This is a genomic window from Flavobacterium sp. LC2016-12, assembly GCF_015351595.1.
Lineage (GTDB): Bacteria > Bacteroidota > Bacteroidia > Flavobacteriales > Flavobacteriaceae > Flavobacterium.
In genome coordinates, this window is record NZ_JADKPT010000002.1 from 423287 (window position 1) to 440930 (window position 17644).

Below are 17644 nucleotides of genomic sequence, written 5' to 3' on the forward strand. Positions count from 1 at the left end.
TACTAATTATAAAATGGACGTTTTAAACAAAAAACATTTTCTTACTGTTAAAGATCATTCTGTTTCGAAAGAAATTTTCGAATTGTACCACGATGAAACTTTAGATATGTTGATTACATCTCCACAACCCGCTTTGGAAAATCTTGGACGATATTACGAAAGCGAAGATTATATTTCGCATACAGATAATAAACGTTCCTTATTTGAAAAAGCATATCATTTTGTAAAAAATATTGCTTTAAAGAATAAACTGAATTTAATCAATTTAGAGCAATCTCAAAAAGGACGAATTTTAGACATTGGTGCCGGAACGGGAGATTTTTTATTGACCGCAAAAAATGACGGTTGGGAAACTGTTGGAGTGGAACCAAGCGAGCGAGCAAAAAATATTGCGATACAAAAAGGAATTTCTTTTGTGAACGAAATTGACGCTCTTGAAAATAATTCGTTTGACGTAATTACCATGTGGCACGTTTTGGAACACGTTCCAAATTTAGAACTTCAAATTCAGGAATTGAAGCGTTTGCTAAAACCAACTGGAACATTAATTGTTGCGGTTCCAAATTTTAAATCATACGACGCAAAATATTATAATGAATTTTGGGCAGCTTATGATGTACCAATTCATTTTTGGCATTTCTCAAAAAAAGCCATTGAGTCGCTTTTTGAAAAAGTAGATATGAAATTGGAAAAAGTGCTTCCAATGAAATTTGATTCTTTTTATGTGAGTTTATTATCCGAAAAATACAAAACTGGAAAAATGAATTATATCAGCGCTTTTTTCATCGGATTAAAATCAAATTTAAAAGCGGGCAGTACAAAAGAGTATTCATCCCACATTTATGTCTTAAAAAACAAGTAAAACGCAATTTAAGCGCATTTCTGCCGCTTTTTCAGCTTTACTGAGGGTAATTTATGTCTTTTTCGAGAAAACGTTTCTAATAAAAGCTATTAAAGCCGGTTTTAATAGTGTTGAATTATTGACATTTTTCTTTCCATAAATAAAAACAATATCATAAAATTATAGCATTTTTTAAACTTTATGTTGATGCTATTTATTTTTTTATATTTTTGTCTTCAATACATTAAAAAAAATAGAAATTTAGAAAATGAAAAAAGCATTAGTAATTATCGCACTTTCAATTTTGGTTGTTTCGTGTAATAAAGCAACAGAGGTTAAGGAAGTAAAAACAGCTTACGTTGATACTTCGGTTTTAATGAAAGAGTACACTGAAGCAAAAGATCTTGAAGCTAAATACAAAGCTCAGGCAGAAGAAAAAGGAAGACAGCTACAAGCGGAAATTACTCGTTTTAAACAAGACGCTGCTAATTTTCAAAGTCAGGCGCAAGCTAATGGACAGGCATGGGCTCAACAAAGAGGAGCTGAATTGCAAAAAAGAGAGCAACAATTGGGTTATGCTCAACAAGCATTATCTCAACAATTGCAGCAAGAAAGTGGTGTTGAAATGGATTCTCTAATAAGCGGAGTTAAAAAATTCATCAAAGATTACGGTAAGAAAAACGGTTATTCTTATATCTACGGAACAGGAGATGCAGCGTCAATTTTATATGCTGAAGAGAAATATGACATCACAAAAGATATCATTAAAGCTTTGAACGATAAATATAAAGCTGAGCCTAAAACGGAAACTCCGGCTCCGGCGAAAGAAGAAGCTAAAAAATAATACCAAACAAACTAACTAAATTAAAAACCTAAATCTGTCAAGATTTAGGTTTTTTCTTTTATAAAAAGGCGATACTTTTGGCATTTCAATACACGCCCAATGCAAAACGTTTCAGAAGCTGCTGCTTACACCTTACAATTCATTAATCAAACGCAAAAATCTATATTTCTAACTGGTAAAGCCGGGACTGGAAAGACGACTTTATTGCGCGAAATCATTGCGACTACACATAAAAATACAGTTGTGGTGGCACCTACCGGAATTGCAGCACTAAACGCTGGCGGTGTAACCATTCATTCGATGTTTCAGCTTCCATTTTCGGCCTTTTTACCGACTTATGAAGAGAGTTCACAGTTTACAGAAACGGTAAAATTTGAAAATAAAGAGTCGCTGCGCAGGCATTTCAAAATGAACAATGTTAAGCGTAATGTAATCAGAAACATGGAGTTACTGATTATTGATGAAGTGAGTATGTTGCGTGCCGATTTACTTGATGCGATTGATTTTATGATGCAGACGGTACGAAGAAATACTCGCGCTTTTGGAGGTGTTCAGGTGCTGTTTATTGGCGATTTATTGCAATTACCGCCCGTAATTCGGGATGAAGAATGGCGCACTTTGCGTAATTATTACAAAGGAAAATTCTTTTTCCATTCGCATGTAATTCAGCAAAATCCGCCCTTATACATTGAATTATCTAAGATTTATCGCCAGAGTGATGATAAATTCATTTCGGTTTTGAACAATCTTCGAAACAATCAGATTACACCGCAAGATATTCAGATTTTGAACGAATATGTAAAACCGGATTTCGATTTAAAGAATAATCCGGGTTATATCACATTGACCACCCATAACGCAAAAGCCGATTCGATGAACGAGCAGGCTATAGGCGATTTGGCAGGAAATGAATATGCTTATCAGCCTTTTGTGGTGGGCGATTTTCCGGAAAAAATCTTTCCGGTTGAAGAAAATTTGAAATTAAAGGTTGGTGCACAAGTCATGTTTGTAAAGAACGATTTGTCATTTGAAAAGCGCTATTTCAACGGAAAAATGGGCGTTATCAAATCCCTTTCTCCGGAGGAAATTTTTGTTCATTTTCCGGAAGAGAATAAAACCATTGAAGTGGAAAAGTACGAATGGAAAAACATTCGCTACAAAGTAAACGAGCTGACAAAAGAGATTGAAGAAGAAGTTTTAGGTACATTTGCGCATTATCCGCTAAAATTGGCCTGGGCAATTACAGTGCATAAAAGTCAGGGATTAACTTTTGAGAAAGCTGCGCTCGATGTATCGCAAGTTTTTGTTCCCGGACAGGCCTATGTGGCATTATCACGTTTAACGTCTTTAAACGGCCTTATTTTGCTTTCTCCACTGCAAATGAATGGTATTTCGAATGATCAAGATGTAATGGATTATGCTTTGAACAAAGCGACAGAAGAAGTCCTGAAAAATTCGCTTCACTTCGAAACCAAAAATTTTATTCATAACTATTTGATTAACAGTTTTAATTGGACAGATTTGGCTCAGGAATGGCGAAATCATCGTTTTAGTTATAATGAAAATGCGGTTAATTCTGAAAAAGCGAAACATTCTGTTTGGGCGCACAAGCGTTTAGAAACCATCGATGCGTTGGTGGATCCTTCGCAGAAATTCATTCAGCAGCTTAATAAAATTTTCAGCAAAGAAAATGTCGATTTATATTTCGTGCAGGAAAGGGTAGTGGCGGCTTACGATTACTTTTTTAAATCGATGGATAGGCTGGTAACTGATCTTTTGCAGAAAATGGCTGAAATTCAGAAGTTTAAGAAAGTCAAGGAATTTTATGAAGAACTGGCTCTTTTAGACGATTTGCAAACTAAAGCAGTTTTGCGCTTAATGAAGGCCAAATTACTCATAGAAATCGTTGTGGCAGGTGAAACCATCTGTAAAGAGAAATTGACGTCTACAGCGATTAAAAACTATAAAACTGACAAGGTTTCTAAGATACGAGAGGAATTTAATATGGCGAATACTGATATTTTTAAATTGGATGAACCTACAGTGCGTTATACAGCCAGAAAATTAGATAAAAACGAACCGAAAGCAGTAAAGAAAACTACAGTGGAAGAAACGTATGATTTGTGGTTGGAAAAAAACTCCATTCAGGATATTGCCAGAATTAGAAAACTGAATGTCCAAACTATTGAATTGCATTTGGTTAAATTAATTCAGGCGAAGAAAGTTGATATATCTGATGTTTTGCCATACGACAAAATTCTGGCGTTGCGTGAGGCTTTTCAGTTTTATCAGGAAGAATCTTTGAATGGTTTGAAAGAAAAACACGGCGAAGAATTTACCTGGGACGAACTTAAAATGTTCAAAGCCAGTATCAATTAATTTTCTATTTTGTAACTTAGTGTTTATAATCGGAATAAACCGATTAAACATTATGTAAAATAGAAAATTATGAGAAAGATAATTTACGTACTATTTATTGTTTTTTGTGTTCATAATTCATCAGGGCAGGACCTAAAACCGGAGTATCAAAAATTCGTTAAAAGCTTTATTTCCAATGTAAAAAGCAACAACAAGGAAGGAGTTGCGGCTTTTATTTCTTTTCCGCTTGGAAGAGAATATCCAATCCCCACGGTTAAAAATAAAGCCGATTTTATAAAACGATACGATCAAATTTTTGATGCAACCCTCAAGAAAGAAATCATAAACTCAAATCCCGCAAAAGATTGGGCAGAAATGGGCTGGCGTGGCATAATGCTTGGCCAAGGCGATATTTGGATGGATACAACCGGAAAAGTAATTACAATAAATTACCAATCGCAGGCGGAGAAAGATCTTAAAAACAAATTAATTGCCGGCGAGAAAGGAAAACTTCATCCGTCAATTGCCACTTTTAAAGCTCCGGTTTATATTTTGGAAACGTCTAAATTCAGAATCAGAATAGATGACTTAGGAAACGATAATTACCGATATGCTTCGTGGTCGATTAAAAATCCGATGAGTCAAAAGCCTGATTTAATACTTACTAATGGAAAATGGATCTCAGATGGAAGCGGAGGAAATAGCCATTACGAATTCAAAAAGGACGCTTATTTGTATGAATGTTATATCATTGTAATCGGTACAGATGACTCTCCACCAGCTTATCTAACAATCTCTCAGAATGGAAAAGAGATTCTCAATCAGAATGCGAAAATAGTAACCAAATAAGAACAAACCTGTTTCATGTGGAACAGGTTTTTTTGGTTTTTATTGGAATAATAATGAGATGAATTAATGCGTTATAAACTTAAAGTTTTTATGTGAAAGCATAAATTAATTACTTTTATATTTGGAACTTAATAATCAGATTAATTATCAATTAAAGTGTTTTTAATATGAAAAAAGTAAATCTGTTTTTGGTTTTAGTACTGTTTGTGGACGCTTTCGTTTCGGCTCAGACTGTAAAACCTGAGTATCAAAAATGTATCAAAAGCTTTATTGATGCGATCAAAAGTGACAAGAAAGAAGTGATCGCAGAACTGGTTGCTTATCCTTTAAAACGCGAATATCCAATACCTGATATTATCGACAAATCTGATTTTATCAAACGTTATGATGAAATTTTCGATACCGCTTTAAAGAATGAAATTACAAAATCAGATCCTGCAAAAGACTGGTCTGATATGGGTTGGCGCGGTATAATGCTAAATCAGGGCAATGTGTGGATGGATTTTGATGGCCGTTTAACCAGTGTAAATTACCAGTCACAAGCAGAGATTGATCTGAAAAAGAAACTGATTGCTGCTCAAAAAAAAGAATTGGATTCCAGTATTGCTTTTTTTCTAAAACCGATTTGTGTTCTGGAAACAGAAAAATTCAGGATCAGAATTGATAATTTGGGAAATGAGAATTATCGCTATGTTTCCTGGCCAATTGAGAAAGCGATGAGTGAAAAGCCTGATCTAATAATTTATAGAGGAAATTTCGTGGTAGAAGGAAGTGGAGGAAACCACCAATACGAATTTAAGAAGGAAAATTATACGTATGAATGCGCCTTTATAGTTGCTGGTGAAAAAAATGCGCCTCCGGCGAAACTAACTATTTATCAGAATGGTAAAGTGATTCTTTCGCAAAACGCTAAGATAATTGCAAAATAAAAACCTGTTCCACATGAAACAGGTTTTTTATTTTTAAATCTGAGCTTGTGCCTTTTCTAAAGCTTTTTGCTGATTGATTTGCTTTACTTTAAGTTTTTGAATTTCAAGTTCATTTTTTTTCAGTTTGACTTGTTGTTTCTGAGATTCTTCTGTAGTAAGAGAACTCAATTTTGAATTAATCTTTTGATTTTCAGATTCTAATTTAGCTATTTTATTTTTGCTGTTCTGTAAATCTTTTTCTGAATTTTTCAAATCTTTTTGATGTTTCTCAACCGTTTTTTGCTCTTTTTTTAGTTTGTCCTGATTCTGTTTCAGTTTAGCATGTTCGTCATTTAGCTTTTTATGATAATCATCGGAGGATTTTTCCGCTTTTTTTTCTAAAGCAATTTGCGCTTTTGATGTCGTAGTAATTTGCTGAGCATAAAAGTATTGTGAAGTTAATACTAAAAGAAAAGCAAAGAATAATTTTAATTTGTAACACATAATTTTTATAGATTTATTTGAATCTAAAGTATGTGCTGCTGAGGATGTATATTAACGTAAAAGGCTTTTTTAAGAATAAAATAGGCCAAAAAAAAGCCTAATCGAAAGATTAGACTTTTTAAATTTTATAGATTTTCGACTAGAATCCAGGCATCTGGATTTTCACCTTTTTGTATTTCTTTTTGTGCTTTTTGAGCTTCAGACATTGTTGCATAACTTCCGTATAAAACCGGGAATAAGCCATGTTTGTTTTCGCCAAGCATTCGCGCTTCATAACCATCTTTAACCAGTTGGTTATAAGCTTTTCTTGCATTTGCCTCACTTCTGTATGCACCTGCCATTATGTGATAAGGCAGTACTTTTACAACTTCTGTTTTTGCAGAATCGACAGATAAAGTTACTGCAGGTAGCGGATTCTCAATAAAGAATGTAGCTTCCTGAATTTTGTTCTCTACTTTTTTCTGAACCGCATTTTCTACTACAAGCGTTTTTGTAGTGATTTGATTTTGGTATAACGGATAACCAATGCTTCCTGTAATGCCAAGACCTAAAACAAAAATTGCTGCATATTTTAAGAAAGAATTTGAAGATTTTGATTCTTCTTCAGAATCGTGTAATTGATATACTTTCGATTCTTCGATTTCCTGTAATTTCTTCTCAAAAATTTCTCTTTTTACCATTGGAGCAACAAACGGACTAAGACCGAAAGAACTCGTTAGATAATTAGTTTGATCACTTGGAGTGAAAACCATATTATTATCGGCATTTAGACGAATATCACCGATGTTTTTTATATTTAAAACACCAGATTCCTCTAACGTCTTTTGCCAGCTTAAAACTTGAAATGCAATAGCACTTACAGCAAATCCATAGGAGGTTTTTTCTGTTAGCGCGATATGATTTGCCAACAAACCATCATTGTTTTTCAAAAGACTGTTAAATGCGATCGTTTTTCTCGGTGGAGTAAACGAATTTGTACTTGAATTAAGCTGCGCCGATTGAATTTCGGTTAAAAATGCTCCAAACCCTGGAACCGTTACACACTGATAACGATACAATAACTGTGCTATATAAGTTTCGATTTTCATAGTAACAAAGTTATACATCCAATATAGTTATCAAAATTTTATTCACAATTTTTATTAACAATTCTGATAATTTTATAGACAATTCGTTTTCAGTTAGTTAAATAAAATTAGCTTTTTGACTAAAGTAATGCGAAATCTTTACTATTTAATTTTTTATAAGAATTTACTTCTAATTTATATCTTTGCGCTTCTTTTAATTTCATAATAATTTGTTTTAAAAGATATTTTTTGTCCTCTCAATAAACTTTTTTTTAAGCCATGTCAGACCAGGAATTATTTTATTTATTAGCCTTATTAAAAGTAGATGGCATTGGTGATATTATGGCCAAAAAACTATTGACCCATTTTGGAAATCCTGAAGCTATTTTCAAAGTTAAAAGTAATCAAATTGCAGGTATTGATGGCGTTGGTTCGGTTTTGTTGCGGAATCTAAAAGACAAGACGGTTTTTGAAAAGGCCAATAAGGAATTAGAATTCATTAAATCGAATGCCATTAATGTTTCCTTTTTTCAGGATGAAAGTTATCCAGACCGTCTCAAACATTGTATCGATTCGCCTGTTTTGATTTTTACTTCAGGAAATATTAATTTAAAAAACAAAAAACTAATAAGTATTGTCGGGACGCGGCAGATTACCTCATACGGAATGGAATTCTGCAAAAAGTTTATTGAAGATCTGGCGCCGCTAGATCCAGTAATTGTTAGCGGTTTTGCGTACGGAGTTGATATTGTCGCACATCAATTGGCAATGGATAATAACCTGCAGACCATTGGGGTTTTGGCGCATGGACTGAATCAAATTTACCCAAAAACGCATAAAAAATATATTGCCAGAATGGAAGAAAATGGCGGTTTTATAACAGAGTTTTGGAGCTCATCCAACCCGGATAAGGAGAAATTTGTACGCCGAAACCGTATTGTGGCCGGAATGACCGAAGCCACCATTGTAATTGAATCTGCAGATAAAGGAGGCTCGCTGATCACCGCAAATTTAGCCAATGATTATAATCGTGACGTTTTTGCCGTTCCCGGGCGCGTTACAGACAAATATAGCCAGGGTTGCAATGATCTGATCAAAACACAAAAAGCAAACGTTCTAACGAGCGCTGCTGATTTAGTTTATGTGTTGAATTGGGACATTGAAAAGAAGTCAAAACCCGTACAAAAACAATTGTTTGTAGAATTAGAATTGGACGAGCAAAAGATTTATGATTTTCTGCTCAAGAACGGAAAAGAATTGCTGGATGTAATTGCGCTTCAATGTGATTTTCCTATTTATAAAATCTCAGGAATGCTTTTGAATATGGAATTGAAAGGTGTTATTCGGCCTTTGCCAGGGAAGCTTTTTGAGGCGATTTAATTTAAAAGAAGTTGCCACAAATTACACAAATTTGCACGAATTAATTAGTGTAAATTTGTGTAATTCGTGGCAAAAAAATTATTTTCCAAATCCAAGAACTTCTCGAACTTTGGCCAAAACACCATCTGCAACAACAGAAGCTTTTTCAGCACCTTTTTTCAAAAGTGCATCTACTTCTTCAAGGTTGTTTATGTAGTAATTGTATTTTTCTCTTTCGGTTTTAAATTTTTCGGTAATCAATTCAAACAAAGCTTGTTTGGCGTGACCATAACCGTAATTTCCGCCTAAATAATTCGCTCTCATTTCCGCAATTTGTTCTTCAGTTGCTAATAATGAATAAATGGCAAAAGCGTTACAGGTATCCGGATTTTTTGGTTCTTCAAGTGGCGTACTATCGGTTTCAATGCTCATTACCTGCTTGCGTAACACTTTATCATCAAGGAAAATATTGATAATATTATTGGCAGATTTACTCATTTTTCCGCCGTTGGTTCCCGGAATCAACATACTGTCTTCCTGAATTTTAGCTTCTGGAATTACAAAAGTTTCGCCCATCTGATGGTTGAAACGGGAAGCGACATCGCGAGTGATTTCTAAATGTTGTAACTGGTCTTTTCCAACCGGTACAAATTCAGCATCATACAACAAAATATCGGCAGCCATTAACATCGGATAAGTAAAAAGTCCGGCATTAACATCGTCTAAACGATCTGATTTATCTTTGAAAGAATGGGCTAAAGTCAATCTTTGAAATGGAAAAAAGCAGCTTAAATACCAGGTTAATTCGGCTGTCTGCGTCACATCAGATTGTCTGTAAAAAGTAACTTTATCTGGATTTAAACCACAAGCAAGCCATGCAGCTGCGGTGCTATAAGTGTTTTCTCTTAATGTTTTTCCGTCTTTAATTTGTGTAATCGAATGTAAATCAGCTATAAACAAATAAGATTCATTTGCAGGATTATTCGATAATTCAATTGCAGGTATGATTGCTCCTAATAAATTTCCCAAGTGTGGCGTTCCAGTACTCTGAACACCAGTTAGTATTTTTGCCATTCTAGTTTTTTATTTCTAAACGCAAAGTTCGTTTTTTTACCTCAAAGAGCATAAGTTTTTGTAAAGTTTTAGAACGTAAGCGTTCTATGTTAATGTTTTTTTACCACAGAGTGCACGAAGTTTTTCACAGAGATCCGAAGTTTTCACTGTTGTCTATAAAGTAAAACTTAGCTTAGATCACTGAGGAATCGTGCCTTTTATTTATCATTAATGACTCTTCTTACTCCATTTTTTAAAAGTATTTCGTTGAAATTTATAAGTAATCCAAGTTTATAGTTTCCAAGCCTCAGATAAGTTAAAGTCTGAGCTAAGTGTTGTACTGTTAATGATTCTACACTTTTTATTTCGATTATAAATTTGTTTTCTACTAGTAAGTCAACTCTATAGCGACAATCTAACTTTACTTCTTCAAAAATTAATGGTATTGCTTTTTCTTTTTCGACAACAAGTCCACGTTGTGTAATTTTGTAGAATAAACATTCTTGATAAGCATTTTCTAACAAACCTGGTCCTAATGCTCGATGAACATCAATTGCTAATCCAATTATAATAGTCGATATTTCATTTTCTGTCATATAATGATAAATTTTTTAATAAATATTTTCTTATAAAATTAATGTTTTTTTTACTATTGAAACATAAAGTTTGAAAAATGATAAAGTGTTTGTAATAATTGAAAATCATAGATGAGTTTCTCACAGACACAAATCTCCGTGATCTTAATTTGCTTGCAATAAGTTTTCAAACCTTCTTTTCTCTGTGAAAATCTTTGTGCTCTTTGTGGTAAAAAAAGTACTCTACTTGCCAAGAGAAGCAATTCTTTTATCAAAAATTCATTTCTGTTTTCTTACATTTGAAGCTATGAAAGGAATTAAGATTATTTTTTGGATTTTGTGGCGCATTTGGTTTTACGTGGTAATGGCCATTCCGATATTGATTATGCTGCCGTTTTTGCTTGTTTCTATTATAACCGAAAGTGGATACCCCTATTTCTTTAAAATGGCCCGCATTTGGGCTAAATTCATCCTTTTTGGGATGGGTTTTTATTATTTGGTGGAGCGCCAACAGAAACTGGAAAGAGGAAAGAGTTATATGATAGTTGCTAATCATACCTCAATGACGGATATTATGCTGACTTTGGCAGTGGTTAGAAATCCGTTTGTCTTTGTGGGAAAGAAGGAACTCGTTAAGATTCCGTTGTTTGGATTTTTCTATAAAAGAACCTGTATTTTGGTTGATAGAAATTCTTCAAGAAGTAAAAATGAAGTTTTCAAAAGGGCACAAAGCAGACTTAATCAAGGACTTAGTATTTGCATATTTCCTGAGGGAGGAGTTCCTGATGATGAAAGTATATTATTGGATGAATTTAAGGACGGCGCTTTTCGATTAGCGATTGAGCATCAAATTCCGATTGTTCCGATTGTTTATCCGGACAACAAGGAAAGATTCTCCTATACTTTTTTGAGCGGCAGCCCCGGAAAAATGAGAGTAAAGATACTCCCTTTTATAGAAACTAAAGGGTTAACCGGAGAAAGCAGAAAAGAACTTCGTGATAAAGTCAGGCAAGTGATCTACAAAGGCTTGCTTGAGTTTCAAAAAGTAAAAAATAAAAAATAATTTAAAAGCCGACTAATTGCAATAATTAGTCGGCTTTTCTTTTGAATTAAAACCCCCCATTTTATATTCAAAAAGTTATCTATGGATAATTTTTTCTGAAATAAAGCGTAACACTTTTTTAAATCTTAGTTTGGTTTTTTTACGGTTTTTATTCAACAACACTTCTAATTTTTCCTTCATAGTAAAAGACTTTAAGAGTTGATAATAAAGAGTTTGGTTAGAACTCAAGTTAACGTCATAATACTATAGAGAGCGAAAAATGAGAAAGGTTGCGTCGAAATTGAATATTTTTTTTAAAAAAGAATAAAAACCCGTCAGCACCAAACAAGCCAACGGATTTTTATTTAAAACAAATCAACCAAATTTATTCTAAAAACCTTCAAATTGGGTACTTATAACGATACCCAATTCTTATGTCTCTCTATAAGATGTAATTGTTTTAAAAAGGTTGCGTCAGTTTTACTATTATTTTTGAAATAAAAAACCCGACAAGTTTTAAATCTTGTCGGGTTGTATGTAAAGCCTTGTTTTAAGGATATTTATAAAGATTTAAGCGTTTGCTAATTCTTTAATATGTGCTTTAATTTTAGCCTCTAATTCATCTGCTAATTCTGGATTGTCTTTGATTAAAGCTTTTACAGCATCACGACCCTGACCTAATTTAGTGTCGCCATAACTGAACCAAGATCCTGCTTTTTTAACGATATCAAACTCAACAGCCAAGTCAAGAATTTCTCCGGTTTTAGAAACACCTTCTCCGTACATAATGTCGAATTCAGCAGTTTTAAACGGTGGAGCAACTTTGTTTTTTACAACCTTTACTTTAGTTCTGTTTCCAATTACGTTTTCTCCATCTTTAATTTGAGATGAACGACGAATATCTAATCGTACTGAAGCGTAGAATTTTAAGGCGTTACCACCCGTCGTAGTTTCAGGATTTCCAAACATAACACCAATTTTCTCTCTCAACTGATTGATGAAGAAAACAGTACAGTTTGTTTTGCTGATTGTTCCTGTTAATTTTCTCAAAGCCTGAGACATCAAACGTGCATGAAGACCCATTTTAGAATCTCCCATTTCACCTTCGATTTCACTTTTTGGTGTCAAGGCAGCAACCGAGTCAATAACCACAATATCAATTGCTCCTGAACGAATTAAGTTTTCAGCAATTTCCAATGCCTGCTCCCCATTGTCTGGTTGAGAAATGATTAAGTTTTCGATATCAACGCCTAATTTTTCAGCGTAATTTCTATCAAAAGCATGTTCTGCATCTATAAACGCAGCAATTCCACCCGCTTTTTGAGCTTCGGCAATTGCGTGTAAAGTTAAAGTTGTTTTACCAGAAGATTCTGGTCCGTATATTTCTATAATTCTTCCTTTTGGATAACCGTTTACTCCAAGAGCTAAATCGACACCAAGAGAACCTGAAGAAATAGTTTCAACTTCTACAATGGCTTTATCGCCCATTTTCATTACGGTACCTTTTCCGTAGGTTTTATCTAGTTTGTCAAGCGTAAGTTGTAACGCTTTTAATTTGGCATCTTTCTCTGAACTCATCTCTTTTTTTTCTTTTTCTTTCATCTAAATTTTTATAATTCTTTCATTCTCAAAATAAATCAGAAATTAAATAACGTACTGACTTAGATTTGTATCAGGCTTGTAATTTTGTAAAAATACTTCTTTTTTTTGAAGTTTATTGTTCCAAATTGTATCAAAATTTACTATAAAAATAAAGCCTTTAATTCTGTAGCTTCTTCTGGTTTTATTTTCCCTGCAAGCAGTAAACTCAACTGTTTACGACGTAAAGCAGCATCAAAACGCTGAATTTCTAAGTCGGTTTGCGGTATAATTGCCGGAACTTCGACAGGTCTTCCGCTATCATCTACTGCAACAAAAGTATAAATTGCTTCGTTGGCTTTGGTTCTGCTTCCGGATTCACGGTCTTCTACCCAAACATCAATAAAAGCTTCCATAGAACTTTTAAAAGATCTTGAAACCTTTGCTTCTATTGTGACTACGGCCCCAAGCGGAATTGCTCTGTTAAAAGCTACGTGATTTACAGAAGCTGTTACTACAATTCGGCGAGAATGTCTGCGGGCAGCAATACTGGCGGCGCGATCCATACGGGCTAATAATTCACCACCAAAAAGGTTATTTAAAGGATTTGTTTCGCTCGGTAAAACTAAATCAGTTAATATAGTCAGCGATTCTGAAGGATGTTTTGGATTCATTTTTTTAATTTATTTTAATCCTTTACGGATTTTAGAATTACAAAATTGCGGTTGATTTAATTCAACCAATAAACAGCCATAACGGCCGGAATAAAATAAATTACAATGGTTCTTGCGCCATCGTAATCTTTGGCCAAACGTTGACCAAAAAGCATCATTAACAAAGAAATACATGAAAAAATAGCGCCGTAAAAACCAAATTCGCGACCACTATTTGTTAATAATTGTATCGCACCAACAACACATAAAATTCCAGAAATTAATTCTAAAACTAAAAGATGCGCAAGGGCAAGCGGTACTTGGTTTTTTAATGGTGTTTTGGCAAAATGTCCTTTGAGCCATTCAACATTATCTTTCCAGTAAAAAATTTTTTCATAGCCTGATTGTAAAAAGGTTAAGGCTAAAAAAGCTAACAGTAAAATGGAGGCAACATTATTCATTTGGAAACTATTTTTTATGAATTAAACGAGTCAGTTTTATAGATAAATCAGTTAAAATTATTTTTGCATTTCCGTTTCTTTCAATGTGATACATCGCATCTGAAAGTTCTTTAAAAATGTCGTGAATGTTATTTCCGTTTACAAAAGGAGCAAAATTTTCAAGTTTGAATTTGTCAACCCTTGGTTCAATGTAAACTAAAGTAGGAGCTTCATAATTTAGCAAAAGTGCCTGCCTGAACATTTCAATACAAAACTGAATGAATTTTTTCTGGCTTTCACGACCTAAACCTGCAATTTCTTCACTCCAGGTAATTAAGTCCTGAATAGCGGCTGCATTTCCTTTTGCCCTAAATGCGGCACGAACCCAATTGACAAACCATTGCTCAAAGGGATATTCTGCATCATCTTCTTTTAATAAAGAAAGAGCTTTGTTAAAATTTCCCTGAGCCTGATGCGCAATTTTTTTGGCTTGGTTTGAATCGATATTTTCCTGAGAAACGAGCGCTTCAGTAATTACCTTTTCTGGTACACCATTAAAGTGAATTACCTGACAACGAGATCGAATGGTTTGTATAATATCTTCTTCATTTTCAGAAATGAGAATAAAAATTGTTTTATCTGATGGTTCTTCTAAAAGTTTCAATAATTTATTTGAAGCGGCGATATTCATTTTATCGGCCATCCAGATAATCATAATTTTATAGCCGCCTTCGTATGATTTTAACGAAAGTGATTTTAAAACTTCCTGAGCATCTTCTACCCTAATTTCTCCTTGTTTGTTTTGAACGCCTAACATTTTATACCAGTCAAATAAACCTCCGTAAGGCATTTCCTGAATAAAAGTTCGCCAGTCCTGAATGAAATCCAGACTCTTTGGCTTTGTTTTTACATCCTCAGTCGTAACGGTCGGATAGATAAAATGCAAATCGGGATGTGAAATGTTTTGAAACTTCAGATTGCAGGAATCGTTGCCGTTTTCGTTTTCATTACCGGTGTTGTTGCATAAAATATACTGCGCGTAAGCAATGGCGGTAGATAACGTACCGCTTCCTTCTGGTCCGATGAATAATTGTGCATGCGGAATTCGTCCTGAAGCAGCACTTTTTATCAAGTGACTTTTGATGTAATCCTGACCTAAAATTTGTGAAAATTGCATGAAGCAAAGATATAAGAAAATGATATAGTCAAAAATTTTCGTGAAATAAGTTTATCAGGCTACTTTTATTTCTGTTTTTTAAGTAGGTTTTTAACTTAATTTTTTTTGTTTTTGATGCCAGCTTTTGTTAATACAGGGATTAATTAAGAGAGATATTAAGAATATTTTGTTAATAGTTTTTTTGAAAAAGTGATAATTATGGATTTTTTTTGGTTATTATTTTGTAAAATCCAACAAATATTATGTGTAATATCTTACAGTTTGGGTTTTAACTATTTTAACAAAAAGCTCGTTAAAACGCACATTTTCTCGACATAAGACTAGATTTTAAGTTTTTTTTAAGGTTTTTTTTTGAAAAAAGAAATCAATAAAGTTGCAATTTAAGTTAATTTATATATTTTTGTTTTCATCAATAACAACTATAAATAAGAATCTATGAAAGGGAAAATTATTTTATTTAGTGCACTTTTTTTATTGACAACCGGAGGTATTTCTGCGCAGGCAAAAAATGCTCCGAGAAGTATAATTAGTACAACAGCTATTATCCGTAAATACCATGATCAAAAAGAATTGAGTGGTATGCAAAAAGGTGAGCTTTTGGAATTATACATTGAGCGTATAAAAGTTTTAGTGAAAACTCTCCCTTACATTGCTTTGGTGACTAAACCAGGCGTTACAATGGCTGACTTAGGTATTCCGGACGATTCTGAACACAAGAAAGTGTTAGACGGACAAGCAGTTGGTACAACAGCATTCTTAGATACAACAGTAGAATTTCAGAGAAAAATGATGCCTTATTCAGACAAAGGAAATTTGATCGCTGCTATTTTATTTTACGAAAGCACATTGAAATCATTACATGAGTTCAACGATTTGAACGAAATGTAATAAAAAATATTTTTTAAAACCTTTTTCAAAGTCTTTACGTAGATGAGCTAGATTTCATAAACGTTATTTTGAAAGAGATATAAAAAAACAACTCGTTCTCGATGTGTTCTGAATAATATCAGAAAACCCGGGATGAGTTTTTATCATTTACGCATACCCAAATTTATTATTAACCGTAATACCCCCTTATCATGAAAAAAATTACTCAAATGATCTGCGTGCTTTTGACAGTTACTGCAATGAGTGCACAGCAAGAGAAAGGAATTATGGGCTACACTAATTGGTTGAACAACTGGACCGAATTTAAGCCTAACAAAGTAGAGTATGGAGAAGCAAACCAAATTTTAGCAGGAAACATTTCTGTTAATACTAAATTGCTGAAGAGGAATATTTATGTTTTGCAAGGAAACGTTTATGTTACAAACAATGCTGTTTTAACGATCGAGCCTGGAACTTTAATTATTGGTGATTTCGAGACAAAAGGAACATTGGTAGTTACAAAAGGTGCTCAAATTATTGCAGACGGTTTAGAAACTGACCCAATCGTATTTACATCAAACCGTAGCCAGAAGAAAGCTGGAGACTGGGGTGGAGTTGTGATTCTTGGTGATGCTCCAATCAATAAATTTGGAAATGTAGGTTCTTATAACTTAGATCTTGATCCAACGCTTACTACTTATGGTGGTGACAATGCTGCTGGAAACTCAGGGATTTTAAGATATGTAAGAGTTGAATTTGCAGGAAAAAAAGTAAAAGGAGCTGATACTTTCAATGGTTTAACGCTTGCTGGTGTTGGAAGCAAAACTATTGTTGAAAATGTAATGGTTAGCTACTCTGGTGGTGACTCATTTGCTTTCTTTGGTGGTGATTTGAACGCTACTAAATTAGTTTCTTATAAATCAATTAACGACGATTACAAATTTACTCAAGGTGTACAATGTCGTTTATATAACTCTTTAGCAGTAAGATCTTCTTATTTATCAAGTAATAAAGACGGATCTCGTTGCATGGAAGTAAAATCATTCGAAAAGAAAAATGAAACTGATTTTACTAAAAAACAAACTTTAGTTGTAGCCACAAATATTACAATGCTTAACGACAGTGAGAACATCAAAGCTGATATTCAGGCTGGTTTGGTAAAAGAGGCAATTTATGTTGCTGAAACTGCTTCACTAGAAATGAAAAGAAGCGTAATCTCTGGATTTAATCCTGCAGTTTTATTAGACAGTAAAACAGAGATTAACGATGCTAATCTTAAGAAAATCAAAATTGAAGAAATGTACTTTAACCTATGTAATGGAAACATCTTTACAGAATACAATTCTAACAATGAAGATTTAGAAAGCTGGTACGGAAACCCTGTGTTTTTCAATGTTATGTCGCAAAGTGATAACAAAGAAACATTCATTGATATCTACAATGCTAAAAAGCCGGATTTCAGATTACAATTAGGAAAAATCACAGCGTCGAGCGGCAACAAATAATTGATTTCGATTTTTATTTTACAG

Annotated in this window: 17 protein-coding genes; 9 read left to right on the forward strand and 8 right to left on the reverse strand. The window is 33.7% G+C overall.

The window, feature by feature from the left end:
- The first annotated feature begins 13 nt into the window (after positions 1-13).
- The 5 genes from IRZ99_RS06265 to IRZ99_RS06285 all read left to right on the forward strand — a co-directional run bounded on the left by IRZ99_RS06265 (position 14) and on the right by IRZ99_RS06285 (position 5821).
- Complete coding sequence (locus IRZ99_RS06265; RefSeq protein ID WP_194656437.1) at positions 14-862, forward strand: bifunctional 2-polyprenyl-6-hydroxyphenol methylase/3-demethylubiquinol 3-O-methyltransferase UbiG; 849 nt, start codon at positions 14-16, stop codon at positions 860-862.
- A 247-nt stretch (positions 863-1109) separates the two neighbouring features.
- Positions 1110-1685: an OmpH family outer membrane protein gene (locus IRZ99_RS06270; protein WP_194656438.1), complete on the forward strand. Its 576-nt coding sequence runs from the start codon at positions 1110-1112 to the stop codon at positions 1683-1685.
- A gap of 99 nt (positions 1686-1784) precedes the next feature.
- Positions 1785-4064 carry a helix-turn-helix domain-containing protein gene (locus IRZ99_RS06275; protein WP_194656439.1) on the forward strand — a complete coding sequence of 760 codons (2280 nt, stop codon included), beginning with the start codon at positions 1785-1787 and terminating at the stop codon, positions 4062-4064.
- Positions 4065-4133: 69 nt separating this feature from the next.
- The gene (locus IRZ99_RS06280) at positions 4134-4892 is read left to right on the forward strand and encodes a hypothetical protein (RefSeq protein ID WP_194656440.1); all 759 of its coding nucleotides are present in this window, start codon (positions 4134-4136) and stop codon (positions 4890-4892) included.
- A 167-nt stretch (positions 4893-5059) separates the two neighbouring features.
- Positions 5060-5821: a hypothetical protein gene (locus IRZ99_RS06285; RefSeq protein WP_194656441.1), complete on the forward strand. Its 762-nt coding sequence runs from the start codon at positions 5060-5062 to the stop codon at positions 5819-5821.
- Positions 5822-5854: 33 nt separating this feature from the next.
- Here IRZ99_RS06285 and IRZ99_RS06290 read toward each other — a convergent pair whose 3' ends face one another.
- Both IRZ99_RS06290 and IRZ99_RS06295 read right to left on the reverse strand, forming a co-directional pair.
- The gene (locus IRZ99_RS06290) at positions 5855-6304 is read right to left on the reverse strand and encodes a hypothetical protein (protein ID WP_194656442.1); all 450 of its coding nucleotides are present in this window, start codon (positions 6302-6304) and stop codon (positions 5855-5857) included.
- 125 nt (positions 6305-6429) lie between these two features.
- Positions 6430-7392 carry an SPOR domain-containing protein gene (locus tag IRZ99_RS06295; RefSeq protein WP_194656443.1) on the reverse strand — a complete coding sequence of 321 codons (963 nt, stop codon included), beginning with the start codon at positions 7390-7392 and terminating at the stop codon, positions 6430-6432.
- 258 nt (positions 7393-7650) lie between these two features.
- Between IRZ99_RS06295 and dprA the strand changes: the two genes are divergently transcribed.
- Positions 7651-8751 (forward strand): DNA-processing protein DprA, encoded by a 1101-nt coding sequence (gene dprA / locus IRZ99_RS06300; protein WP_194656444.1) that lies wholly within the window; start codon positions 7651-7653, stop codon positions 8749-8751.
- A gap of 78 nt (positions 8752-8829) precedes the next feature.
- Here dprA and trpS read toward each other — a convergent pair whose 3' ends face one another.
- Together trpS and IRZ99_RS06310 are read right to left on the reverse strand one after the other, a co-directional pair.
- Positions 8830-9804 (reverse strand): tryptophan--tRNA ligase, encoded by a 975-nt coding sequence (gene trpS / locus IRZ99_RS06305; protein ID WP_194656445.1) that lies wholly within the window; start codon positions 9802-9804, stop codon positions 8830-8832.
- Positions 9805-10001: 197 nt separating this feature from the next.
- Complete coding sequence (locus tag IRZ99_RS06310) at positions 10002-10379, reverse strand: GxxExxY protein (protein WP_194656446.1); 378 nt, start codon at positions 10377-10379, stop codon at positions 10002-10004.
- A gap of 286 nt (positions 10380-10665) precedes the next feature.
- On the opposite strand from IRZ99_RS06310, the gene IRZ99_RS06315 reads away from it, so the two are divergent.
- Positions 10666-11421 carry a 1-acyl-sn-glycerol-3-phosphate acyltransferase gene (locus IRZ99_RS06315; protein ID WP_194656447.1) on the forward strand — a complete coding sequence of 252 codons (756 nt, stop codon included), beginning with the start codon at positions 10666-10668 and terminating at the stop codon, positions 11419-11421.
- 549 nt (positions 11422-11970) lie between these two features.
- Here IRZ99_RS06315 and recA read toward each other — a convergent pair.
- From recA to IRZ99_RS06335, 4 genes are all read right to left on the reverse strand, one after another.
- Positions 11971-12978: a recombinase RecA gene (recA, locus tag IRZ99_RS06320; protein WP_086065163.1), complete on the reverse strand. Its 1008-nt coding sequence runs from the start codon at positions 12976-12978 to the stop codon at positions 11971-11973.
- A 164-nt stretch (positions 12979-13142) separates the two neighbouring features.
- A complete protein-coding gene (locus tag IRZ99_RS06325) occupies positions 13143-13652 on the reverse strand; it encodes an acyl-CoA thioesterase (protein WP_194656448.1) in 510 nt (169 codons plus the stop codon).
- Between the two features lie 56 nt (positions 13653-13708).
- On the reverse strand, positions 13709-14092 hold the full coding sequence (locus tag IRZ99_RS06330) for a DoxX family membrane protein (protein WP_026982373.1): 384 nt from the start codon (positions 14090-14092) through the stop codon (positions 13709-13711).
- A gap of 7 nt (positions 14093-14099) precedes the next feature.
- Positions 14100-15248 (reverse strand): DNA polymerase III subunit delta', encoded by a 1149-nt coding sequence (locus IRZ99_RS06335; RefSeq protein WP_194656449.1) that lies wholly within the window; start codon positions 15246-15248, stop codon positions 14100-14102.
- Between the two features lie 435 nt (positions 15249-15683).
- On the opposite strand from IRZ99_RS06335, the gene IRZ99_RS06340 reads away from it, so the two are divergent.
- Together IRZ99_RS06340 and IRZ99_RS06345 are read left to right on the forward strand one after the other, a co-directional pair.
- Entirely contained in the window at positions 15684-16136 is a 453-nt protein-coding gene (locus IRZ99_RS06340; protein WP_194656450.1) for a hypothetical protein, read from the forward strand.
- Positions 16137-16327: 191 nt separating this feature from the next.
- Positions 16328-17620 (forward strand): hypothetical protein, encoded by a 1293-nt coding sequence (locus tag IRZ99_RS06345; protein WP_194656451.1) that lies wholly within the window; start codon positions 16328-16330, stop codon positions 17618-17620.
- The last annotated feature ends 24 nt before the right edge of the window (positions 17621-17644 follow it).